Origin of the sequence: Bradyrhizobium sp. AZCC 1678, from assembly GCF_036924765.1 — a bacterium.
Taxonomy (GTDB): Bacteria; Pseudomonadota; Alphaproteobacteria; order Rhizobiales; family Xanthobacteraceae; genus Bradyrhizobium; species Bradyrhizobium algeriense.
This window is the reverse complement of sequence record NZ_JAZHSE010000001.1, coordinates 4269581-4291829: the sequence shown is the minus strand read 5'-3', so window position 1 is coordinate 4291829 and position 22249 is coordinate 4269581. Positions and strand designations below refer to the sequence as shown.

The 22249-nt window shown below is 63.5% G+C and carries 19 protein-coding genes and 1 pseudogene; 9 read left to right on the top strand and 11 right to left on the bottom strand.

The features are described from left to right. The first annotated feature begins 104 nt into the window (after positions 1-104). From V1294_RS20220 to V1294_RS20205, 4 genes and pseudogenes are all read left to right on the top strand, one after another. Complete coding sequence (locus tag V1294_RS20220) at positions 105-1316, top strand: molybdopterin molybdotransferase MoeA (RefSeq protein WP_334499588.1); 1212 nt, start codon at positions 105-107, stop codon at positions 1314-1316. A gap of 211 nt (positions 1317-1527) precedes the next feature. Continuing rightward, positions 1528-2230 (top strand): annotated as a pseudogene (gene lexA / locus V1294_RS20215) (transcriptional repressor LexA). Between the two features lie 224 nt (positions 2231-2454). Further along, complete coding sequence (locus V1294_RS20210) at positions 2455-2883, top strand: hypothetical protein (RefSeq protein ID WP_108516112.1); 429 nt, start codon at positions 2455-2457, stop codon at positions 2881-2883. 141 nt (positions 2884-3024) lie between these two features. Then, complete coding sequence (locus tag V1294_RS20205; protein WP_244608325.1) at positions 3025-3204, top strand: hypothetical protein; 180 nt, start codon at positions 3025-3027, stop codon at positions 3202-3204. A 105-nt stretch (positions 3205-3309) separates the two neighbouring features. On the opposite strand, the gene V1294_RS20200 is transcribed toward V1294_RS20205, so the two are convergent. Continuing rightward, positions 3310-5604, bottom strand: a complete 2295-nt coding sequence (locus V1294_RS20200) for a ComEC/Rec2 family competence protein (protein WP_334499586.1) — start codon at positions 5602-5604, stop codon at positions 3310-3312. A gap of 462 nt (positions 5605-6066) precedes the next feature. Here V1294_RS20200 and V1294_RS20195 point away from each other — a divergent pair, with 462 nt between their 5' ends. The 3 genes from V1294_RS20195 (at position 6067) to glnA (ending at position 8206) form a co-directional block, all read left to right on the top strand. Further along, on the top strand, positions 6067-6321 hold the full coding sequence (locus tag V1294_RS20195; RefSeq protein WP_334499584.1) for a hypothetical protein: 255 nt from the start codon (positions 6067-6069) through the stop codon (positions 6319-6321). 168 nt (positions 6322-6489) lie between these two features. After that, the gene (locus V1294_RS20190; RefSeq protein ID WP_190241850.1) at positions 6490-6672 is read left to right on the top strand and encodes a hypothetical protein; all 183 of its coding nucleotides are present in this window, start codon (positions 6490-6492) and stop codon (positions 6670-6672) included. 103 nt (positions 6673-6775) lie between these two features. Then, positions 6776-8206, top strand: coding sequence for a type I glutamate--ammonia ligase (glnA, locus tag V1294_RS20185; protein WP_334481081.1), 1431 nt, complete (start codon positions 6776-6778; stop codon positions 8204-8206). 41 nt (positions 8207-8247) lie between these two features. On the opposite strand, the gene V1294_RS20180 is transcribed toward glnA, so the two are convergent. Together V1294_RS20180 and V1294_RS20175 are read right to left on the bottom strand one after the other, a co-directional pair. Then, positions 8248-8640 carry a YybH family protein gene (locus V1294_RS20180; protein WP_334499582.1) on the bottom strand — a complete coding sequence of 131 codons (393 nt, stop codon included), beginning with the start codon at positions 8638-8640 and terminating at the stop codon, positions 8248-8250. Positions 8641-8647: 7 nt separating this feature from the next. Then, positions 8648-10330 (bottom strand): glutamine--tRNA ligase/YqeY domain fusion protein, encoded by a 1683-nt coding sequence (locus V1294_RS20175; RefSeq protein WP_334499579.1) that lies wholly within the window; start codon positions 10328-10330, stop codon positions 8648-8650. A gap of 142 nt (positions 10331-10472) precedes the next feature. Between V1294_RS20175 and gltX the strand changes: the two genes are divergently transcribed. Both gltX and gltA read left to right on the top strand, forming a co-directional pair. Next, positions 10473-11897 carry a glutamate--tRNA ligase gene (gene gltX, locus V1294_RS20170; RefSeq protein WP_334499576.1) on the top strand — a complete coding sequence of 475 codons (1425 nt, stop codon included), beginning with the start codon at positions 10473-10475 and terminating at the stop codon, positions 11895-11897. 238 nt (positions 11898-12135) lie between these two features. Continuing rightward, the gene (gene gltA, locus V1294_RS20165) at positions 12136-13440 is read left to right on the top strand and encodes a citrate synthase (RefSeq protein WP_334499574.1); all 1305 of its coding nucleotides are present in this window, start codon (positions 12136-12138) and stop codon (positions 13438-13440) included. A 199-nt stretch (positions 13441-13639) separates the two neighbouring features. Here gltA and lpxB read toward each other — a convergent pair whose 3' ends face one another. The 8 genes from lpxB to bamA all read right to left on the bottom strand — a co-directional run bounded on the left by lpxB (position 13640) and on the right by bamA (position 22090). Further along, positions 13640-14803 carry a lipid-A-disaccharide synthase gene (gene lpxB, locus V1294_RS20160; RefSeq protein WP_334504734.1) on the bottom strand — a complete coding sequence of 388 codons (1164 nt, stop codon included), beginning with the start codon at positions 14801-14803 and terminating at the stop codon, positions 13640-13642. 23 nt (positions 14804-14826) lie between these two features. Further along, the gene (locus tag V1294_RS20155) at positions 14827-15684 is read right to left on the bottom strand and encodes an LpxI family protein (RefSeq protein WP_334499572.1); all 858 of its coding nucleotides are present in this window, start codon (positions 15682-15684) and stop codon (positions 14827-14829) included. 19 nt (positions 15685-15703) lie between these two features. Beyond that, positions 15704-16507 (bottom strand): acyl-ACP--UDP-N-acetylglucosamine O-acyltransferase, encoded by an 804-nt coding sequence (gene lpxA / locus V1294_RS20150; RefSeq protein WP_334481088.1) that lies wholly within the window; start codon positions 16505-16507, stop codon positions 15704-15706. Positions 16508-16633: 126 nt separating this feature from the next. Beyond that, complete coding sequence (locus V1294_RS20145; RefSeq protein ID WP_334489706.1) at positions 16634-16957, bottom strand: hypothetical protein; 324 nt, start codon at positions 16955-16957, stop codon at positions 16634-16636. Positions 16958-17135: 178 nt separating this feature from the next. After that, positions 17136-17771, bottom strand: a complete 636-nt coding sequence (locus V1294_RS20140; RefSeq protein ID WP_334499568.1) for a histidine phosphatase family protein — start codon at positions 17769-17771, stop codon at positions 17136-17138. Between the two features lie 138 nt (positions 17772-17909). Next, entirely contained in the window at positions 17910-18368 is a 459-nt protein-coding gene (gene fabZ / locus V1294_RS20135; protein ID WP_334481091.1) for a 3-hydroxyacyl-ACP dehydratase FabZ, read from the bottom strand. Further along, entirely contained in the window at positions 18368-19435 is a 1068-nt protein-coding gene (gene lpxD, locus V1294_RS20130; RefSeq protein ID WP_334499566.1) for a UDP-3-O-(3-hydroxymyristoyl)glucosamine N-acyltransferase, read from the bottom strand. The genes fabZ and lpxD overlap by 1 nt, the downstream gene beginning before the upstream one ends. A 126-nt stretch (positions 19436-19561) precedes the next feature. After that, entirely contained in the window at positions 19562-22090 is a 2529-nt protein-coding gene (bamA, locus tag V1294_RS20125) for an outer membrane protein assembly factor BamA (protein WP_334499564.1), read from the bottom strand. Positions 22091-22249: the final 159 nt, after the last annotated feature.

The following is a 22249-nucleotide window of genomic DNA, read 5'->3' as shown; positions in this document are numbered from 1 at the left end:
GCCTGCCGCGCCGCATTTTTGCCTCCGCTCGCGCTCTCCGATATGAAAGCGCGCGATCTCGTCGCCAAGCCGAACGGCGTGATTGCACCCGAGGAGAAGTGCCCGTGGCCTTGATGCCTGTCGCCGATGCGCTTGCCGCAATCCTTGCCGGCGCCGAACCGTTACCCGAGGAAATGGTGGCGCTCGACGATGCCTGGCATCGCGTGCTGGCGCGCGACGTCGCGGCACGGCGGACGCAGCCGCCGCAGGCGATGTCGGCGATGGACGGCTATGCGGTGCGCGCAGCCGATGCCGCCGATCTTTCGGTGCGGCTGAAGGTGATCGGCGAGGTTGCCGCCGGCCGCCCGTTCGAGCGGAAGGTAGGCCAAGGCGAAGCGATGAGGATCTTCACCGGCGGCGTGATCCCTGACGGCGCTGATGCCGTCATCATCCAGGAAGACACGGCCATCGACGGCGATCACATCGCCATCACCGAAGCCGCCGTTCGAGGGCGGCATATCCGCCCCGCCGGCGTCGATTTTCGCGAGGGCGATGTGCTGCTCACGCGCGGACGCCGCCTCACCGACCGCGATTTGTCGCTCGCCGCCGGCATGAACTATCCGGAGCTTGCGGTGCACCGCCGCCCAAAAGTCGCTGTGCTCGCCACCGGCGACGAGCTGGTGATGCCGGGCGCTACCCCCGGCCCCGGCCAGATCGTCTATTCCAACGGCTACGGGATCCGAGCGCTGGCGCGGGCGGCGGGCGCCGAGGTCGTCGATCTCGGGATCGCCGCCGATACGGTCGATGCCACCGCGCAAGGCATCCGCCGTGCGCGCGAGGCAAACGCGGACATCCTGATCACCATGGGCGGCGCCTCGGTCGGCGACCACGACCTCGTCAAGCGGTCGCTGGAGGCCGAGGGGACGGCCATGACGTTCTGGCGCATCGCGATGCGGCCGGGCAAGCCGATGATGCACGGCAGGCTGGGCACGATGCGGGTGATCGGCCTGCCCGGCAATCCCGTCTCCTCCTATGTCTGCGGCTTCCTGTTTCTGGTGCCGTTGATTCGTGCATTATCGGGCCGCGACGCCGTCCATCATCGGCGCGAAAGCGCCCTGCTGGGCCGCGATCTCGCCGCCAACGACCAGCGCGAAGACTATCTTCGGGCCCGCCTCGAAGCGCGCGAAGACGGCACGCTGATCGCGGTGCCGGTCAACCACCAGGACTCATCGCTATTAGGGAATCTCGCTGCGGCACGGGCACTTGTGATACGTCCGCCGTTCGCGCCGGCTGCCGCGAAGGGTTCGCGTTGCGAGCTGCTCCGGCTGCCGGAATGACGCCTGAACGGTGGCTTTAGGGGTGTCTTCAGCCGAAGCCGCAATGCGTTCACCTGAAATTAAGTGGTTGCGGAACACATATCGAACATATAGTGTCCGTTCATGATTTGTTTCGACTGCTAGTGTCTATGGTTGGGAGTTTTGGGGACTCCCGCGATGGACCCTGGAGATTCGGGACCGAAAGACTGTACCAACCGGGGGAATGCTCGCGATGCTTACGCGCAAACAGTATGAACTTCTGCGTTTCATCAATGAACGGCTGAAGGAAGCCGGCGTACCGCCCTCCTTCGACGAGATGAAGGATGCGCTCGACCTGCGTTCGAAATCCGGAATTCATCGCCTCATTACGGCGCTGGAGGAGCGCGGCTTCATCCGCCGCCTGCCCAACCGCGCCCGCGCCATCGAAGTCATCAAGCTGCCGGAGCTGGCTGCCGCCGGCAACGGCCGCCGCGGCTTCACGCCCGAGCGTCATCGAAGGCACGCTCGGCAAACGCCCCGTAAGCGCGCCGGCCAGCGAGGACGACGGCAACCGCCCGGTCGCCGTGCCCGTGATGGGCCGGATCGCCGCCGGTACGCCGATCGAGGCGCTGCAGACCCGCAGCCACACCATCAGCGTGCCGCCCGACATGCTCGGCTCCGGCGAGCATTACGCGCTCGAAGTGCGCGGCGATTCCATGGTGGACGCCGGCATTCTCGATGGCGACATGGCGCTGATCCAGCGCAACGAAACCGCCGACACCGGCGACATCGTGGTGGCGCTGATCGACGAGGAGGAAGCCACGCTAAAACGCTTCCGCCGCCGTGGCGCCTCGATCGCGCTGGAGCCCGCCAACGCCGCCTATGAAGTGCGCATCCTGCCGCCGAACCGGGTCCGGATTCAGGGCAAGCTGATCGGTCTGTACCGGAAGTATTGAATGGTCGGGTTACCGACACGACTGCGACGGCCCCGGCCTTCGGCCGAGGTTTTTTGTGGGGCGTGGGGAACTAACCTGCGTTATCGCGTTTGTGATTTAAGCGCAGTGCGTCCGTCGCAGAAATGCCCAGAAACAAGAAAAGGCTCTGCGCCAAGTCTACTCTGATAGAGGCCTGTGCCTCCTTCAAGACACGGGTCAGCTATCTCAAATGAGGGAGCCATCCGATGTGTGACTATAGCCTGCATGCTGTGGCAACGCGACCGGCCCAGGTCGGCGAGACGCTGATCACCACCACATTCCGCGGTACATCGACCCGCGGCTTTGCGTCGGAACGCGAGCCCGCAGTGGCGGTCTGCATGCTTCCCGGCACCGAACTGGCGTTCACCGAGGACGTCAGATACGACAACCGATGGATCTGGACGCGAACCACCGACTGGCGGGTCGGCAAGTTCAACCAGATTGAACCCGAAGTGTCCGATCGCCATCATGACGCGATCGAATTTCCTGACGGAAGCCATGTGCTGGTGACGCAGCTTTGCGAAGGCCAGCGCGCGACCGTGCTGCAATTGCCGGTGACCGAGGGCGAACGGTCGGCGAAGGCAAAGGAAGCGGTGACGGAGGCGCCTCGGGCCGGATCCATCGTGACCGGATAAACGACGCATATGCGATCCGCCGGTTCAGGCCGGCGGATCGTGGTGATATGGTTTTGTGAGAAACTGGGCGCCGAGGGGCAGTCGGTGGTCAACAAGGTTACATGGCAAAAAGCCGGTCGCGTCACGGAGCCCGGACGGTACATGTTCCGGTACGGCTGGCTGACTATCACGGCCGAAGATCTCGCGATCTGGCGGCAATTCCCCGAGGCGTCGTTCACGCTGGTCAACCTGCCGTCGACCCCCGACGCGCCGGAGGAATTCCACCTCGGCGCATTCGAAATACCGGCCACTCCCTCAAGTCCCCCGCTCGACGAGCACTGAAATTCGTCTAGAGCCCTGGGGCTAGATTTTTTGATTTGACGCGTTTTCTTGACGCGAACCGGTCTCCTCCCCGGATCAAGTCCGGGGCAGGCTTTCGCTGGAGCTCTACTCCTCCGCCTGAAGGTCGGCCTCGGCCGGCGTGGCGTCGACCGCGCGCGGCACGACGCGTGGCGCAAGCACGGTGGCGTCTGCCTCGCTCTCGTCGGCGATGGCCGGCGACCACGGGCGATCGATCCCCCTGGGTTTTGCCGCCTCGACGACAAATCCCTCACGGCCTCGCCGCAACGCCATCGCGCCCTGCCGCCGCAGCCGGTCGGCATCGATGACCGAAGCCGCGCATGAAGCGGGCACCTGCCGCAGCGTCACAATGAGCGCCGCGCGTTCGCAATCGTCCGCCAGCGCCTCGGGCTTGTGCGCCTGCGCGACCAGGCCGCCGGCGGCGGATTGCATCACGCAGCCAAGGTCGTCGCATGAAACACCTGCGGTGAGCGATGCATCGGCCGCTGTGCGCGCGTCCGCATCCGCCGCCAGCCACTCCTTCAGCAGGAAGGCATCCCGGGAGCCCTTCACCGCATGCATCAGATGCAGCCTTCCATCCTGGCCGCGGACGCCGACATTGCGGCCGTCGGCGGAGACCAGAATATCCGGCTGCGGCACCCTCGCCGCCCACAGCGCCGCCGATAGCACCAGCGCCGCGCCCGACCAGCGCAGCGGCGTGCGCAGCAGGCCGAGCAGAATGATGCCGAGGCTGGCCGCAATCAGCGGGCCGATGCCGAACGCCGGCACCCGGCCGACCGCGCCGGGCAACGCCGCGACCCATTGGGTCACCGCGATCATCCAGTCGATGCCGACGCCCATGATCGCCCAGAACAGCCGGTCGAAGCCGAACGGCATCGCGACGAGCCCGAGCAGGCCCGCCGGCATCACGACCGCGGAGACGACCGGCATTGCCGCGAGATTGGCCAGCACGCCATAGGGCGTGACGCGGTGGAAGTGAAAGGCCGCATAGGGCATGGTCGCGAACCCCGCCACCAATGAGGCCAGCAACAACATCGTGAGTTCGCGACCGCCCCACAGCGCCGCGCGCGCGGTTGCGGTGTTGTCCGGCGCCGCGAACAGGCGCGGCATGCCGATCTGCACCAACGCCACCAGGCCCAGCGTGGCGGCAAAAGACATTTGAAAACTCGGATGCACCAGTGCTTCCGGTGCCACCGTCAGCACGATCAGGGCCGCGACCGCGAGCGTGCGAAACGTGATCGCCCGGCGATCGACCATGACCGCGATCAGCACCACGGCCGTCATGAAGAAGGAGCGCTGCGTCGCCACTTCCGCCCCCGACAGCAGCAGATAGAACGCAGCGGCTGCAAGCGCCGCCACCGCCGACCATTTCTTGATGGCGTAGCCGACCGTGAGCACGGGAAACAGCGCCAGCAGCGCCCGCACCGCGAAGAACACGACGCCGGCGACGACGGCCATGTGATAGCCGGAGATCGAAAGCACGTGGCCGAGGCCTGAGATGAACATCGCGTCGTTCACCGGTGGCGAGATCGCGTCGCGCCGCCCGGTCAACAGCGCGGTGGCGATCGCGCGCTTGTCGCCCTCCAGCGTCGTCCTGATCCGCGCGTCGATCGTGTCGCGCAGGCCCTGCATCAACGCCGAGTAGCGCAGGCGCAGCCCACCGCCGGTGGCGGGCGCCTCCGCGGTCTTGATCGCGCCCATCACGAAGCCGGAGGCACCGATGCCGGCGAAGAACATGTCGCGGCTGAAATCGTAGCTGCCCGGCCGCACCGGCGTGAGCGGCGGCAACAGCCGCGCCTTCAACTCGACAAAGCTGCCGACCGCGGGCGCCGTGCCCTTCTTCACCGACAGCCGTACGCGTTCGAGCCTGGTCGTCCCGCGCGCGCTCTCCATGGTGACGACGCGCAGGACAAAACGGTCGGTGCGTTCGCGGATGTCGCGGGTTTCGACAAAGCCCGTCAGCGACACCGAAAACATCGGCCGCGCCAGCACGCCATGCGCGACCCGCGCCGTCTTCCACGTCGCGATCGCAAAGCCCGCCGCGACCGCTGCGATCATGACAGCTATGGGAAAGAATTTTTGCCGCCGCAACACAACCGCGACCGCACATAGCGCGATGGCCACGACGGCGGCGACTGAGAGCACCGGCTCATGGTCGGCGGCGAAGTAAAAGGCGATGCCGGTGCCGAACGCGACGGGCACCCAGGGCAGCAGGCGGCCGGCGCCAGCCTCGGCGCGAGCCCATACGCGCAGGGTTTCGATAAGCGGCGGCCAGAAAGCGGGACGCGACGGCAGGAGGCCGCCGATAGGCGCCGCCGCGCGCGGCGGCCAGGTCCCGGCATAGCCCCGCTTCCGGCCCGAAATGTCGCCCTGCTCCGCCACCCCGGTCTACACCTTACGATCCCGTGGAGATCACAAGACTACCGGACGGTGTATTGCGGCCGCTAGCGGAACGGATGCAGAAACCTGAGGAAATGGGCCGCGACACCCACGGGACCTCTCCCGACTGATTTTCCACCAAAAGATACTTCAATCGCGTGGAAAACCACCGTTAGGTCAGCCCAACTGCATTTTCCGACTCGGCAAAGCGTGCTCGTTCTCTGAAATTCAGGCCGGTTGCGGAGCACGACGTGAGCCAGTTTTCTTGCATGCTTTTGCTCGTGATGGCTCTCACGCTCACGGCATGCTTCGGAATAGCAGCCTGGCGCGTCTCCGGTGATGCATCTGATGTCACCGGGAGCACTCCGCCGCCGTTGATTGACCTGCGTTAAAAGCTTCCATGCGCTTTGCGTGTTCAGGCAGAAGCCTGAAGAAATGCGCTGCGGCTCGCACTATAGTCGCTGCATGAAGCTTGCCGCCTGCCTTTCATCCGCCCTCATGATTATCGCCTCGGCGACCACGGCTGCAGCGGCTGAACAATGCCGTTTCATCGAGCCGAGGTCCGAGCGCGAGGCATGCTATAAGCGCCAGGATGCTGAACGGACCGCCCGGCAGAAAACCGACGAGGCCAAGCAGGCGCAGCAAAAGCCGTATGAGCCGGTGTCGCAGGAGGATGCCCTGCTCGCCAAATCCCTGCGCAGCATTTGCCGGGGCTGCTAGGCGCCGGCGCCACCATCCAATCCCGGCAGCCCACCGCCCTGGAAAGCGCTCTTGCAATTGCGCCGCAGCAGGATGCACACTGGGTGCGCTTGACTAGGTGTCAACGTCTACAGCTCTCGGCCCGACTGGAATTCACGGTTGCGCGCGGAACGAGCGGAGGATGACGCCATGCGAGAAATCGAAATCCACGACTATGCGCGGCAATTGCTGGAAGCACATGGCGCCAAGGCCATTGCCGAAGCTGCCCAGAACGCCATCGAACTCGAAGCAAAAGGCGAGCTCGAACTGGCCAGAACCTGGCGGCATATCGAAGACGCCATGAAGCTCATGCGCGGACCGCACCAAAGCTGAAGCCGCCGGCAACGCAGAACGTGAGCCAGTCACAAGCCGCTTCGCTGCGGCTGAATGGCAGCACGACCTCCAAGATGCGGCTCTCCATAACAGGAGTGAAGCCATGTTTCCGAAGTGTGCAACAGCCGAAGATCTCGTGAAGGCGATCAGGGAAGAGGAGGTGCAGATGATCGATCTGCGCTTCACCGACTTGCCTGGCGTGTGGCAGCATTTTTCCGTCCCGCCGGGTGCAGCTGATATCGATGCTCTCAGCGAAGGCATTGGATTCGACGGCTCATCCATCCGCGGCTTCCAGGAAATTCAGGAAAGCGACATGCTGGTCGTGCCCGACCCGACCACAGCCTTCCTCGACCCGTATTCCCCTGCATCGACCCTGGTCCTGATCTGCAACATCAGGGACCCCGTGACCGGTCAACCCTATAGCCGTGACGCCCGTTACATCGCCCAGAAGGCCGAAACTTACCTGAAGGGCAGCGGCCTTGCCGATACGAGCTACTTCGGCCCTGAGGCGGAGTTCTTCGTGTTCGACGACGTGCGCTACGGGCAGGGTATCAATTTCGCCTTCCACGAAATCGATTCCAGCGAAGGCAGTTGGAATAGCGGCAAAGAGGAAGAGCCGAATCTGGGCCACAAGCCGCGCCCGAAGGAGGGATACTTTCCGGTTCCCCCGACCGACAGCATGCAGGCTCTCCGCACCGAAATGGTGCTGACGATGCAACAGCTGGGCATACAGATCGAAGCCCATCACCATGAAGTCGCGACCGGCGGCCAGAACGAGATCGACATGCGCTTCACTACGCTCACCCGCATGGCGGACAATCTGATGATCTACAAATACGTGGTGAAGAACACCGCCCGCGAGCACGGCATGACCGCAACGTTCATGCCGAAGCCGCTGTTCGAGGACAATGCCTCGGGGATGCACGTTCACCAGTCCCTGTGGAAGGGCGAGACCAATCTGTTCTACGACAAGGGCGACTATGCCGAGTTGAGCCAGCTCGGCCGCTACTACATCGGCGGCCTGTTGACCCACGCCTGGGCGTTGTGCGGGCTTTGCGCGCCCACCACGAACTCCTATCGGCGCCTGGTGCCGGGCTACGAAGCTCCGATCAATCTGGTCTATTCCCAGCGCAACCGCTCAGCCTGCTGCCGGATTCCGATGTATTCGCCGAACCCGCGGGCAAAGCGGGTTGAGTTTCGCTCACCGGATCCCTCCTGCAATCCCTATCTGGCCTTTGCCGCGATGCTGATGGCCGGCCTTGACGGCATCAACAGCCGGATCGATCCGGGCAGCCCGATCGACAAGAACCTTTATGACCTGCCGCCCGCCGAGGCGAAGGACGTGAAGTCGACACCCGGATCGCTGGATCAGGCGCTTGACGCGCTCGAACGCGATCACGCTTTCCTGCTCCGCGGCGATGTGTTCACCGGCGACGTGATCGAGACCTGGCTCGACTACAAGCGCAAGAAAGAGATCGATCCGATCCGGCTGCGTCCTCATCCTTACGAGTTTCATTTGTATTACGACATCTAGAACGGGATGACGCAGGGACCGTGTCCTGACACGCAACCGGCCTACGGCTCGATCAGCGGCGTCTTCGACGAAACGTGATGGCTGACGATCTTCCATTCGCCGTCTTCGCGGACGATCACCCAGGTGATTTTCACCGTCAGCGGCGGGGCCTCTTCGCCGAGATCGAAATTGGCGGTACCGGCAAAATTGATCAGATCGGGACTGACCTGTGCGGTCCTCACATCCGTGAACTGCACCATCGGTGCGCGCCAGCGTGGAAGCGCATTGAAATAGGCCGCAACGCCTTCGTTGCCGCGGTAGAGCGTGGGGTTCGATCCGTAAAAGAACGCGTTTCGCGAATAGAGCGCAGCCAGCGCGTTCGCGTCGAGCTTACGGAATCCCGCCGACCATTTCTCGATGATGGCGGACACCGCGTTGTCGGCTGCGCTTTGCACCGATGGCCTACCCCTTCCCGCCGACTTCCTTCGCAAACGTATCGCGCAGGCCGATGGTGCGGTTGAACACGGGCTTGCCGGGCATCGAATCCTTGTCGCGCACGAAATAGCCCTGCCGTTCGAACTGCATCACCTCGCCCGAATTATCAGCGGCCACCGAAGGTTCGATGCGCGCGTCGGGCAATACTTCCAGCGACTCCGGATTGAGGTCGGCGGCGAAATTCGCGGCGTTCGGGCTCGGGTTCGCGAACAGCTGATTGTAGACGCGGATTTCCGCCGGCACCGACTGCGCGGCCGACAGCCAGTGCATGGTGGCCTTGACCTTGCGTCCATCAGGCGCGTTGCCGCCCTTGGTGGCGGGATCGTAGGTGCAGCGGAGTTCGACGACTTCGCCTGCATCGTTCTTGATGACGCCGGTGCATTTGACGAAATAGGCGTAGCGCAGCCGCACTTCATTTCCCGGCGACAGGCGGAAGAACTTCTTCGGCGGGTTCTCCATGAAATCGTCGCGCTCGATATAGAGCTCGCGGCCGAATGAAATCTTTCGCGTGCCGGCGGCGGGATCGTCGGGATGGTTGACGGCCTCCAGCTCCTCGACCTGGCCTTCCGGATAATTCTCGATCACGACCTTCAAGGGCCGCAGCACCGCCATCCGCCGCTGCGCAGTCTTGTTCAGGTGCTCGCGAATGCAGAATTCCAGCATGCCGACATCGACCACGCTGTTGGCTTTGGCCACCCCGATGCGCTTGACGAATTCGCGCACCGCCGCCGGCGGCACGCCGCGCCGCTTCAACCCGGCAATGGTCGGCATGCGCGGATCGTCCCATCCCAAAACGTGACCGTCACGCACGAGCTGCGTCAGCACGCGCTTCGACAGCAGCGTATAGGTCAGGCTCAGCCGGGCGAATTCGTACTGCCGCGGTTTTGAGGGCACCGGCAGCTTGTCGAGCAGCCATTCATAGAGCGGCCGGTGGTCCTCGAATTCCAGCGTGCAGATCGAGTGCGTGATGCCTTCGATCGCGTCCGACTGGCCGTGGGCATAGTCGTAGCTCGGATAGATCGACCATTTGGTGCCGGTGCGCGGATGCTCGGCGTGCAGGATTCGATACAGCACGGGGTCGCGCAGGTTGATGTTGCCGGCGGCCATGTCGATCCTGGCGCGCAGCACGCGGGTGCCGTTCGGGAATTCACCCGCCTTCATGCGCCTGAAGAGGTCGAGGTTTTCTTCCACCGTGCGGTCGCGGAACGGCGAGTTCTTGCCGGGTTCCGTCAGCGTGCCGCGGTTGACGCGGATTTCCTCCTGCGACTGGTCGTCGACATAGGCGTGGCCGGCCTTGATCAGGCCTTCCGCCCAGTCGTACAGGCGCTCGAAATAGTCGGAGGCGTAATAGAGATCGGTTCCCCAGTCATAGCCGAGCCAGTGCACGTCGGCCTGGATGGAATCGATATATTCCTGCTCTTCCTTGGTCGGGTTGGTGTCGTCGAAGCGCAGATGGCACTTTCCGGCAAACTCCTGCGCGATGCCGAAATTAAGGGCAATCGACTTGGCATGGCCGATGTGCAGGTAGCCGTTCGGCTCCGGCGGAAATCGGGTCACGATCCGGCTGTGTTTTTTGGAGGAGAGATCGGCCTGCACGATGTCGCGGATGAAATCGCGCCCCGCCTCTGCCGCTACCGGTTCTGTGGTCATCCTGGGTTCCTGTTAGGGATTGGCGAACCTTCTGCCAAATTCGCCCTTGTGAGCCAAGCCTACTTTGCCAATGGCCAGGCTTTAGTTATGCAATGTTCCTGCTATACACCACCGCCAATTCACCCCTCAGCCCGCCCGGTAAATGACTGATCCCGTCGTCACACGCTTTGCCCCCTCGCCCACCGGCTTCCTCCACATCGGGGGCGCCCGCACCGCGCTGTTCAACTGGCTTTACGCCAGGAAGACCGGCGGCAAGATGCTGCTGCGGATCGAGGATACCGATCGCGAGCGCTCGACCGAGCCTGCGATTGCAGCCATTCTCGACGGCTTGAAGTGGCTCGAGCTCGATTGGGACGGCGAGGTCATCTACCAGTTCAGCCGCGTCGCCCGCCACCGCGAGGCCGCCGAGCAATTGCTGGCCAGCGGCAAGGCTTACCGCTGCTACGCCACCGCGGAGGAACTGACGGCGATGCGCGAGAAGGCGCGCGCCGAGGGCCGCACCCGCCTCTATGACGGACTGTGGCGGGACCGCGATCCGGCAGAGGCGCCTGAAGGCATGAAGCCGACCATCCGCCTCAAGGCCCCGCAGACCGGCGAGACCGTGATCGAGGACCAGGTTCAGGGCCGCGTGGTCTGGCAGAACGAGAACCTCGACGATCTCGTGCTGCTGCGTGGCGACGGCAACCCGACCTACATGCTGGCTGTCGTGGTCGACGACCATGACATGGGTGTCACCCACGTCATCCGCGGCGACGACCATCTGATCAACGCCGCGCGGCAGAAGCAGATCTACGACGCGCTCGGCTGGGACATCCCGAACATGTCCCACATCCCGCTGATCCACGGGCCGGACGGCGCAAAACTGTCGAAGCGTCATGGCGCGCTCGGGGTCGAGGCGTACCGCGCCATGGGATATCTACCGGCGGCGCTGCGCAATTACCTGGTCCGGCTCGGCTGGAGCCATGGCGACCAGGAAATCTTCTCGACGCAGGAAATGATCGACGCCTTCGACCTGCCGGCGATCGGGCGCTCCGCGGCGCGGTTCGATTTCGCGAAACTTGAGAACCTCAACGGCCACTACATCCGCCAGGCCGACGACCGCGAACTGGTGTCCCAGTTCGAGAGCGTGCTGGATTACGTCCCCGAGGGCGCCGAGCTGAAGGCAAAACTCAACGACACCACCCGCGCGCAATTGTTGCGGGCGATGCCGAGCCTGAAGGAGCGCGCCAAGACGCTGATCGAGCTGATCTCGGGCGCCTACTTCATCTTCGCCGACCGTCCGCTTGAGATCGAGCCGAAGGCCGCCGCCATGCTGACGCCGGAGACCCGCATCCTGATCGGCCAGCTCCGGACCGCGCTCGAGACCGTCACCGACTGGCGCGCCGAAACCACCGAAGCCGCCATGCGGAATTTCGCAGAGCAGAACAACCTCAAGCTCGGTGCCGTCGCTCAGCCACTCCGGGTGGCGTTGACCGGACGCACGACTTCACCGGGAATTTTCGATGTTTTGGCGGTGCTGGGGCGGGAGGAATGCCTCGCCCGCCTCGCCGATCAGGCGGCCAGCTAGAGCCCCGGGCTCTAGCATTAGGTTTTGACGCGTTTTCTCTACGCGAACCGGGATCCACTTCGCTCGAAAACGCTATAGAGCCCCTACCATATGGGGGTCCGCGGCCATCTTGCAGTGCACAGGGCAATAAGCTACGCCTTTGGCGCCGCTTCTAGACAATCCGGCTTCCCTTGCTGCTGCCGCGAAATGGCACAAGGGTCGGCGCGGTTTTTCGTAACGATTTCATCGGGGATTCACGATGGACGCAAAATCCAGCAACAAGACTGCAACGCTCACGGTAGGCAACAAGACCTACGATTTCCCGATCCTCAGCGGCACGGTGGGGCCTGATGTCATCGACATCGCCAAGCTCTACGCCCAGGCCGGGATGTTCACCTACGACCCCGGGTTTACCTCCACCGGAAGCTGCCAGTCGAAGATCACCTATATCGACGGCGACGCCGGCATTCTCGAATACCGCGGCTACCCGATCGAGCAACTCGCCGAGAAGGGCGACTTCCTCGAGACCTGCTACTTGCTGCTTTACGGGGAGCTTCCGACGCCGGCCCAGAAGCAGGATTTCGACAGCCGCGTGATCCATCACACCATGGTTCACGAGCAGATGGCCCGCTTCTTCCAGGGTTTCCGCCGCGACGCCCATCCGATGGCGATCATGGTTGCTGCCGTCGGCGCGCTGGCCGCGTTCTATCACGATAGCACCGACATCAACGATCCGAAGCAGCGCATGATCGCGTCGATGCGGATGATCGCGAAGGTGCCGACGCTGGCCGCGATGGCCTTCAAATACACCATCGGCCAGCCCTTCATGTACCCGAAGAACTCGCTCTCCTTTGCCGAGAACTTCCTGCACATGTGCTTCGCGGTGCCGTGCGAGGAATACAAGATCAATCCGGTGCTGGCTGACGCGCTCGACAAGATCTTCATTCTGCACGCCGACCACGAGCAGAATGCCTCGACCTCGACGGTGCGTATCGCCGGCTCCTCCGGCGCCAACCCGTTCGCCTGCATCGCCGCCGGCATCGCCTGCCTGTGGGGTCCGGCGCATGGCGGCGCCAATGAAGCCGCGCTCGCGATGCTCGCCGAGATCGGTTCGGTCGACAACATCCCGGAATTCATCGCCAAGGTGAAGGACAAGAACAGCGAAGTCCGCCTGATGGGCTTCGGCCACCGCGTCTACAAGAACTACGATCCGCGCGCCAAGATCATGCAGAAGATGTGTCACGCCGTGCTGGCCGAGACCGGCCATGGCGACGATCCGATGCTGAAGGTCGCGCTGGAATTGGAAAAGATCGCGCTCTCCGACCAGTACTTCATCGACCGCAAGCTCTATCCGAACGTCGACTTCTATTCGGGCATCACGCTGAAGGCGATGGGCTTCCCGACCTCGATGTTCACCGTGCTGTTCGCGGTCGCCCGCACCGTCGGCTGGATCAGCCAGTGGAGCGAGATGATCGAGGACCCGCAGCAGAAGATCGGCCGTCCGCGCCAGCTCTACACCGGCGTCGGCCGCCGCGATTACGTCGATATGGCGAAGCGGAAGTAAGCGCTGGTCGCTTATAGGACAATTCGGAAAGCCGGACGCGATCGTCGCGTCCGGCTTTTTTCTTGTAGGATGGGCAAAGCCAACGGGTCGCGCGAATGCGCGCCCGATGACAGGCTCCGCGTGCCCACCATGGCGGATACCGCTTGAGGAGAGATGGTGGGCACGCTTCGCTTTGCCCACCCTACGAAACTACCGAAACCTACCCCCGCCGCGCCTGCCACATCGTCGCCAGCACGATATCGGCGGCGCGGGCGCTGGGTGGCTGGTGGCCGGTCGACATGATCCCGTCGATCTTGGCGAAGGCCTCGAGTTGCTTTCGTCGTGACTCAGAATCGCTCAACACCTCGCGCAGCGCGGCTGCGAGTTTTTCCGGGGTGCAGTCTTCCTGCAGAAATTCGGGAATGACGTTCTCGCCGATCACGAGATTGGCCAGGATCACCGAGTTCACCTTGATGGCGCGGCGCAGGATCCAGGCCTCCATTGTGCCGGTCCGGTAGGCCGTCACCATCGGCACCCCGGCCAGTGCCAGCTCCAGCGTCACCGTGCCGGATTTGGCCAGCGCCGCATGCGCGATCCGGAACTTGGCCCGCTTCTCCTGCTCGCCGATCACGACCTGGGGCTGCACCGGCCAGCCCTTCACCGCGTCCACGACCGCCTCCTGCAGATGCGGCATGGTCGGCAGCACCAGTTCGAACGTCACGCCCTGCTCCTGCAGCCGGGCGACCGCCTGACCGAACACTGCCATGTGGTGGCGGATTTCGCTGCGCCGGCTTCCCGGCAGCACCAGCAGAACCGGCGGCGATTCCGTCCGCCGCGCGGCTTCATCCACGTTCGGGCGCAGCTGAGTCAGCTGCTCGGTCAGGGGATGGCCGACATAGCTGCAGGGCGGCCCGTGCAGCCTGCGATAGGCCTCGGGTTCGAACGGCAGCAGCGCCAGCACATGATCGACATATTTCACCATTGCGCGCGCCCGCCTGGGCCGCCACGCCCAGACCGAGGGCGACACATAATCGACGATCGGAATGCTGGGGTCCTTGGCGCGAACGCGTTTGGCGACGCGATGGGTGAAGTCCGGACTGTCGATGATGACGAGAATATCCGGCGCCGCTTCCGTCACCGCGATGGCCGTTTCCTTGATCAGGCCCAGGATCTTCGGCAGGTCTTTGACGACGGCGGCAAGCCCGATGATCGAGAGCTCTTCGATCGGAAACAGCGACTCCAGGCCTTCGCGCGCCATCGCACGGCCGCCGACGCCTTCGAACTGCACCCCGTCGCCAAGGCGCTGGCGCAGCACTTTCATCAAATTGGCGCCGAGGCGATCACCGGACTCTTCCGTCGCGATCAGAAATATCCTCCGCTCCATCCCGGCGGTGGTGCGAGACGGCGTCACGCTGATAAGCCCTGGATGAACAGGCCGGCGCTATCAGCGGCCTCGATCATGGCTTGCGAGTCCGCGGCAATCGTATGGCCGGCGATCACGGCGATGCCGGCGAGCCCGGCCTTGGCTGCGCCCTCGATGGTCCTCGCGCCCACGGCCGGCAGGTCGAAGCGCAAATCCTGGCCGCTCTTGGGCGCCTTCACCAGCACGCCGCGGCCGGATTTGGCGCGAATGCGCCCGGCCTCACGCAGCCGCGCCACGCGAACCAACAGCCCGTCAGTGCCCTCGATGTCCTCGACCGCCACCACGTGCCCGTCGATCACGACCACGGCCTGGCCGATGTCGAAGGGCCCGAGCGCGCCGAGCACCTCCCGCCCCTTGGCGATGTCAGCGGCGGCAACGGCATCGGGCGCGGCGCGGGCGATGTTTCCCTCCGGCATCAGAATATCGGGGGCGACATCCCGGATGCCGACCATCCGAAAACCGTCCTGTTCGAGGATGCGGCCGATCCCCGACAGCAGATGATCGTCGCCGCCGCGAAACGCCGCCCAGACGCGGCCGAGCACGCGGATCGTTCCCCAGTCCAGCCGGATTTCCGACAGCGCCGGGCGCAGCAGCGTGCCGATGAAGATCAGGTCGCGGCAGCCCTCGCTGCGGAACAGTTTTGTGGCGCGGCCGAGTTGCCCGACCGAGATCCAGTGATGGCGGAAGCGCTCGACGCGCGCCGGATCGCAGGCGCCGCGCAGCGCGAACAGCACCGGCGCGATCCCGCGCTGGCTAAGCGAATCCGCCACCGCGAACGGCATGGCGCCGCCGCCTGCGATGACGCCGACCGGTGATGAAATGTCAGAAGCCGCGGAAATCATGGCTGCGGCGATCCCGTCATCAATGCTTGTTGCCGCTATCGGCCGGAAGACAGAGCGCACGATGCTTGCCTTGCGCGATGAAGGCGAGGATTTCGGCGATCGCCGGATCCTCTGCAGCGAGCGGCTGCACTGAATTCAGCCGCTCGGCAAAGATGCCGGGGCCGTGAAACAGGCTTTGATAGAACGCGCGCACTTTCGCCAGCCGCTCCTTGGTGAACTTGCGGCGCTTCATACCGATGATGTTCAACCCTTCGAGAGCAGCGTACTGACCGTTGGCGAGGCCGAATGGAATGATATCTCCGCGCACGCCGCAGACGCCGCCGACCATCACCTGCGGCCCGATCCGGGTTAGCTGGTGCACGGCGGAGAGCCCGCCGATATAGACGAAATCGCCGATCTCGCAGTGACCGCCCAGCGTCGCCGAGGTCGCAAAGATCACGTTATTGCCGACCATGCAGTCGTGACCGACGTGGCTGTTGTTCATGAAGTAGCCGCCATCACCGACACGAGTCAGCCCGCCGCCTTTCACGGTGCCGACATTCATGGTCACGCCTTCGCGAATGGTGCAGCCGGAGCCGATTTCGAGCCGCGTCGGCTCGCCGCGATAGCTCAGGTCTTGCGGCGCCCCTCCGAGCACCGCGAAAGGCGAGATCGTGCAATCAGCGCCGATGGAAGTATGACCCATCACATGCACATGCGCGATCAGATTGCAGCTTTCGCCGATCACGACGTTCCGGCCGATAATGCAATAGGGACCGATTGTCGTCCCCTCGCCGATCACAGCGCCATCCTCAACCCGCGCGGTTGGATCGATCGTACCCATCAAGCAGCCCAGCCCATCCGTTACGCGCGAATATCGCGCGTTTTCCGGTGGTTAGCGCGGCACCCGAATACTGTCCAGTGACGTATCGTTACGTCATGTTGCGGCACGCTGGCATCAAGAATGTCATCAGGTCATGCTGCCAGGCAGGAAGCAGCGAATCGAAATCCCGTAGGCTCCCTTGATCGGCCAGACCATGGTCCGGCCGGCGCGGTTTGGCTCGGTGATGACGGCATCGTCGGGGACGTCGATCCATTGGCCCTCGAGCCGCACCCGGTAGTGACCATCCCTGGATTCCCAATCGACATCGGCAACGGCCGAGCCATCAGCATCGGAGCAACATGGCCCCTTTCCGCTTCTGAGGCTGTCGAACCAGGACTTTAGCGGGGAGTTGGCGTAGCGGCCATCATCGCGGGCCGTTGCAACCCCGACGAGAACAGCGGTTGAGGCCATCAGCGCTACGGCAGTTCTGAGAGATTTCATGCGGCCCGTCTCGGCAACCACAATACCCACCGACCTACAAACCTGTCGGGCGGCTGAAGTTCCCTCGCGTTCAGCAGATATTATGTGCATCGATCGGAGATCACACGGCCGCCTCCCGCGCAGGCACCTGTCCAGGCGAGACCGAAATCTAGCTACCGGCCTGCGCAATCCATTCGCCAGGCTGCACCCGCGTAACCAGGACAGCCGGCCCCGAGTTGCTGATCTTGTAGACGAGCGCCTCGCCTTCGCGGATATCGGCAAATTCCCTGCCGAAGGCGTCGGTGACGTTGGTCTTGTGTGTCACCGCCAGATTATTGGCGCCGGCTTTCGGAGGCGCGTTGACGAGATCGCGCACGGCGCGTCCAGCCTTGGCGTTCTTGCCGTCGGGGTTCGCCATTCCAGACGCGCTGCCGGCGCTGCTGTCGGTCAACTCATCCACTGGCGACACATCCTTGCCGCCGATGAGTTTGCCGGTTTCAACCGCCCGATTCAGCCGGCTTGTGTAGACTTCGCCGATCGGCACGCCCAATTTCTTCAGCGCTGCCCCAAGCTCGCGCGCCAGCTCGCGGCCCTTTTCGCTCAGTTGCCGCTGCGCACTCATGTCGTCGAATTTGAAGGGGTAGATGTCCTTCTGGCTATCGTCGGTGGCGCCGTGCCGAAAAACGATGACATAGCCACCACCCTTGAGGGACGATACGAGACCGCCCAGATCTGCCGCGTAACTTTGCGGCGACATCAGCAGAAAAATGACCAAACACGAAATAATAGACGCAAGCTTGCTCAAGGAACGCCTCCGTTAAAAAAGAAGCGTGGGCCCAAACCCGAATTATTCGGAAAATTTCGTCAAGCGACCTCGGCGGGGTCCCACTACCAACGATTGAATAAAGATAGCAGGAAGACGTCCGTTGTGTGACGGATGAATTCAATCCGTCAGCATTGCGCCGACGTCGGCCTCCGCGACCACGCTGCCATTCACCTTGGCGTCGCCGTGAAACCACCACATCGCCTTGCGGCGGCCGATCGAGCGCATGTGGTACTCGATGGTGTCGCCGGGCATCACCGGCTTCCGGAATTTGCACTTGTCGATGGTGAGGAAATAAACCGCGCGCGGCTTCTCGGTGCCCTCGACCGACTTGATGCCGATGACGCCGGCGGTCTGCGCCATGGCCTCGATCATCATCACGCCGGGATAGACCGGACGATCGGGAAAGTGGCCGAGGAACGGCGGCTCGTTGAAGGTGACGTTCTTGATGCCGATACCGCTGTAATCGGTCCGGATCTTGATCACCCGGTCGATCAGCAGCATCGGATAACGATGCGGGAGCGTCTTGAGGATCTCGTTGATATCCACGAGTTCGAATCTGACCGCTGCCTCCTCCATCACTCCTGCCCCTCGCCTTTCGGACCGGCCGTGCCGCCCTGCGCCAGTCGCTCCACCGCAACAATCTCCCTGAACCACTGCTTGGTCGGTTTGGCAAAATGGCCGCCCCAGCGACCATTGGGCGGAATGTCGTCCTTGACCGCACTCATGGCCGTTACCTGGGCGCCGTCGCCGATCTTGAGGTGGTTGTTGATGCCCACCTTCGCACCCAGCGCGACGTTGTCACCGATCGTCAGGCTGCCCGCGAGCCCGATCTGGGCCGCGAGCAGGCAGTGCCTGCCGATGGTTACATTGTGGCCGATCTGGACCTGATTGTCGATTTTAGTGCCCTCGCCGATCACCGTATCCCGCAGGCTGCCGCGGTCGATGGTGGTGCCGGCGCCGACCTCGACATCGTTCTGGATCAGGACCCGGCCGGTCTGCGGCACCTTGATGTGCCCCTCGGGGCCGAAGAAGATGAAGCCATAGCCGTCCTGACCGATGCTGCAGGCGGGATGAATCAGGACGTTGTTGCCGATCAGGGCGAACTGGATCGCGGTGCGAGCGCCGACATTGCAGTCGCGGCCGATCTTGACGTCGGCGCCGATCACCGCGCCCGCGCCGATCACGGTGCCGGCGCCGATCTCGACCCTGGGGCCGATCACCGCGAGCGGATCGACGATGACGCCATCCTCCAGATGGGCCGACGGGTCGATGATGGCCGATGGCGCGATGCCGTCATTGTCGAACCAGGATTGCGGACGAAGCGCGTCCGCATGCCACTCGCGCGCCAGCTTCACGAAGGCGCGGAACGGCTGGCCGGCCCGCAATACCGCCACATGGGCGGGCACCTGGGCCTCGAAACGCGGGCTGACCAGAACGGCCCCAGCCTTGGTCACCTTGAGCTGATCGGCGTATTTGAGGTTGTCGAAGAACGCCAGATGCATGGGGCCGGCTTCGTCGAGCGAAGCGAGGCCCCTGATCACATGACCGCCCCGTGTGGGGTCGACCAATACCGCTCCCGTCAACGCGGCCAGCTCGGTCAGCGTCGAGGAAGGGGGTTGCTTGAAAAATATCGGCTGCGCCATTCCACCCGTCGCAGTCCGGCCGGCCTTCACACGAGAGGGTCGGGTCTGAAGAACCAGAACCGACCGCTCTCCTTGTCCTGTTGCGCTTCCAGATGCGAAGCAATGATCGCTTCGCCTGAAACCGCCCTAGAACGACGTGCCGCCGCCAAACTTGAATTCTTGCACGCGGTCGAACTGACCCTTGGTAAGCGGAACCGCATAGTCGAAGCGCAGCGGACCGAACGGCGAGGCCCAGATCAAGCCGACACCGACCGAGGTGCGGACCACATTGCCGTTGTCGTACTGCAATCCCAAACACGTTCCGGGATTGGCATTGGTCGTCGCCGTCGCCTGCGTCGGCGGCACGCAACCAGGCACATTGACTTCGCCCGTCTGCGCCCAGGACGTCGGCCCCTTGTAGTCGAACAGTCCGCCGGCGTCGGCATAGACCGAGCCCTTGAGCCCGACTTCCTTCGGCAGGAACCAGAACGGCATCTGCAGTTCGAACGAAGCGCCCCAGTACTTGGTGCCGCCAAGCGCGTCACGCGTGCCGAACGGATTGAGATCGCGCGGACCGATGCCGTTCGGCGCAAAACCGCGAACCAGGTTCGGTCCCATCTGGAAATGATCCAGCATGCGCAGCTCGCTGCCGCCGAACTGGTTCAGCATGCCGCCCTGGAGATGGATCAGTCCGACGATATCGGCGACCAGCGGGCTGTAGTACTTCGCGTCGATCGCCGACTTGATGTACTTCACGTCGCCGCCGACACCGGCGAAGTCCTGCTTCCAGTCGACCAGCAAGCCGTCGGTCGGGTTCTTGTTGTTATCCAGCGTGTTGTAGTTCAGCGAGTAGCCTACCGACGAGGTCAGCGCCTTGCCGCTCTGCAGTTCCCTGCGGATCGGCAGCGAGGCTTCGCCGTCGAAGTAGCAGCCGAGACCGTTTGTGGATGTCAGGTCGATCCCGTTCGCGTTCGCGAAGGCGGGGCTTGGATTGAACGCGAGCAGCGAGTTCGCCGGATTGTTGTTGCAGTTCGCAAGGTTATTCGGCAGCGAGATTTCCTGCTGATAGATCGAGTAGCGCAACTGCAGCGCAAGATCTTCCCGCAGCGTGAAGCCGAGCCGAGGGCTGAAGCCCGCCGTCTTGGTGCCGTAGGAGATGTAGCTGTTGGCCAATTGCTCGCGATAAAACAAATCGAGGCCGAGGGCGACGCGGTAGTCCAGCAGATAGGGTTCGACGAACGACAGCGAACCGCCGCGCGCATACTGACCGTAGGTCACGGCTGCCTTCGCATACAGGCCACGGCCGAGGAAGTTGCGCTCGGAGATGCTGACTTCGGCCAATGCACCGTCCGTGGTCGAATAGCCGCCCGACACCGAGAAGTCGCCGGTCGACTTCTCTTCAAGATCGACGATCAGGATCACGCGATCGGTCGACGAGCCCGGCTCGGTCAGGATCTTCACGCTCTTGAAGAAGTCGAGGTTCTTCAGCCGGCGCTCGGCACGATCGACCAGCGCGCGGTTGTAGGCATCGCCTTCGGACAGGTCGAACTCGCGGCGAATCACGTAGTCGCGGGTGCGGGTGTTGCCGCGGACGTTGATGCGCTCGATATAGGTTCGCGGGCCCTCATCGACGGCGAACACGATCGAAACGGTGTGCGCTTCGAAATTGCGATCGCCGCGCGGCCGCACCACGGCAAACGCGTAGCCGCGCCGCGAGGCTTCGATCTGCATTTCCTCGACGGACTTCTCAAGCGCCTCGGCATTGTAGACTGAGCCGACGTTGACGCGCGAGAAGCTGCGCATCGAGGCGGCATCGAGGGTCGCGATGGAGGTCTGGAAGTCGACGGAGGCCACGCGATATTGCTGCCCCTCATCGATCTTGAAGGTGACGAGGAAGCCCTTCTTCTCGGGGTCATACTCGGTCAGTGCGGCGACCACCTGCACGTCGGCATAACCGTTCTTGAGGTAGAAGCGGCGAATCAGATCGCGGTCGGCCTCGACCCGGTCGGGATCGTAGACGTCGGCGCCGCCGAGGAAGCTCAAGAGGTTGGATTCGCGCGTCTTGATGACGTCCTTCAGGCGATAGGCCGAATAGGCGACGTTGCCCACGAACTCGATCGACTTGATGCCTGTCTTGGTGCCTTCGGTGACCGTGAAGATCAGATCGACGCGGTTGTTCGGCTGCTCGATGATTTCAGGGGTGACGCGCACGTCATAGCGGCCGGAGCGCCGGTAGATTTCGGTGATGCGCTGGGCGTCCGACTGGACCATCGGACGCGAGAACGTGCCGCGCGGCTTGGACTGGATTTCAGCCGAAAGCTGCTCGTCCTTGACCTTCTTGTTACCTTCGAAGGCGATGCGCCCGATCACGGCGTTTTCGACCACGGTCACGACCAGCCGGCCGCCCACCTGGTTGATTCGCACGTCCTGGAACAGGCCGGTCTCGATCAGGGCCTTGAGGCCGTCGTCGATCTGGGCCTGCCCGAGCCGGCCGCCGGGGCCTGGCTTGAAATAGGAACGGATGGTCTCGACCTCGACACGCCGGTTCCCCTCAACGGAGATCGACGCCACGGTCTGGGCCGAAGCCGGCACAGACACCAGCGCGCTCCCCATCGGCGCGGCCACCATGATCAGAGCGCCCAGCAGAGCCCCCCGCACTCGCATTCCCAACATCATGCGCAACGCGCCCTCGTCATTGCACTGCCGGCTCGTACCCCTACGAACCGGCAGAATCCCAAAGTTGCATTGCTTGTAGCCAATTTCGACAGGGGGGCAAACCAGACATCGCGGTGCGATTCCATTTTCATTCCAAGACGTTGCCAATGGGCAACGTCA

Coding starts and splice junctions, on each gene's coding strand:
- lpxD (WP_334499566.1), bottom strand. CDS start 19,435: ATGGCGCAGCCGATATTTTTCAAGCAACCCCCTTCCTCGACGCTGACC.
- fabZ (WP_334481091.1), bottom strand. CDS start 18,368: ATGGAGGAGGCAGCGGTCAGATTCGAACTCGTGGATATCAACGAGATC.
- bamA (WP_334499564.1), bottom strand. CDS start 22,090: ATGATGTTGGGAATGCGAGTGCGGGGGGCTCTGCTGGGCGCTCTGATC.
- gltA (WP_334499574.1), top strand. CDS start 12,136: ATGGACGCAAAATCCAGCAACAAGACTGCAACGCTCACGGTAGGCAAC.
- V1294_RS20145 (WP_334489706.1), bottom strand. CDS start 16,957: ATGGCCTCAACCGCTGTTCTCGTCGGGGTTGCAACGGCCCGCGATGAT.
- V1294_RS20190 (WP_190241850.1), top strand. CDS start 6,490: ATGCGAGAAATCGAAATCCACGACTATGCGCGGCAATTGCTGGAAGCA.
- lpxB (WP_334504734.1), bottom strand. CDS start 14,803: ATGGAGCGGAGGATATTTCTGATCGCGACGGAAGAGTCCGGTGATCGC.
- glnA (WP_334481081.1), top strand. CDS start 6,776: ATGTTTCCGAAGTGTGCAACAGCCGAAGATCTCGTGAAGGCGATCAGG.
- V1294_RS20210 (WP_108516112.1), top strand. CDS start 2,455: ATGTGTGACTATAGCCTGCATGCTGTGGCAACGCGACCGGCCCAGGTC.
- gltX (WP_334499576.1), top strand. CDS start 10,473: ATGACTGATCCCGTCGTCACACGCTTTGCCCCCTCGCCCACCGGCTTC.
- V1294_RS20195 (WP_334499584.1), top strand. CDS start 6,067: ATGAAGCTTGCCGCCTGCCTTTCATCCGCCCTCATGATTATCGCCTCG.
- V1294_RS20155 (WP_334499572.1), bottom strand. CDS start 15,684: ATGATTTCCGCGGCTTCTGACATTTCATCACCGGTCGGCGTCATCGCA.
- V1294_RS20175 (WP_334499579.1), bottom strand. CDS start 10,330: ATGACCACAGAACCGGTAGCGGCAGAGGCGGGGCGCGATTTCATCCGC.
- V1294_RS20205 (WP_244608325.1), top strand. CDS start 3,025: ATGTTCCGGTACGGCTGGCTGACTATCACGGCCGAAGATCTCGCGATC.
- lpxA (WP_334481088.1), bottom strand. CDS start 16,507: ATGGGTACGATCGATCCAACCGCGCGGGTTGAGGATGGCGCTGTGATC.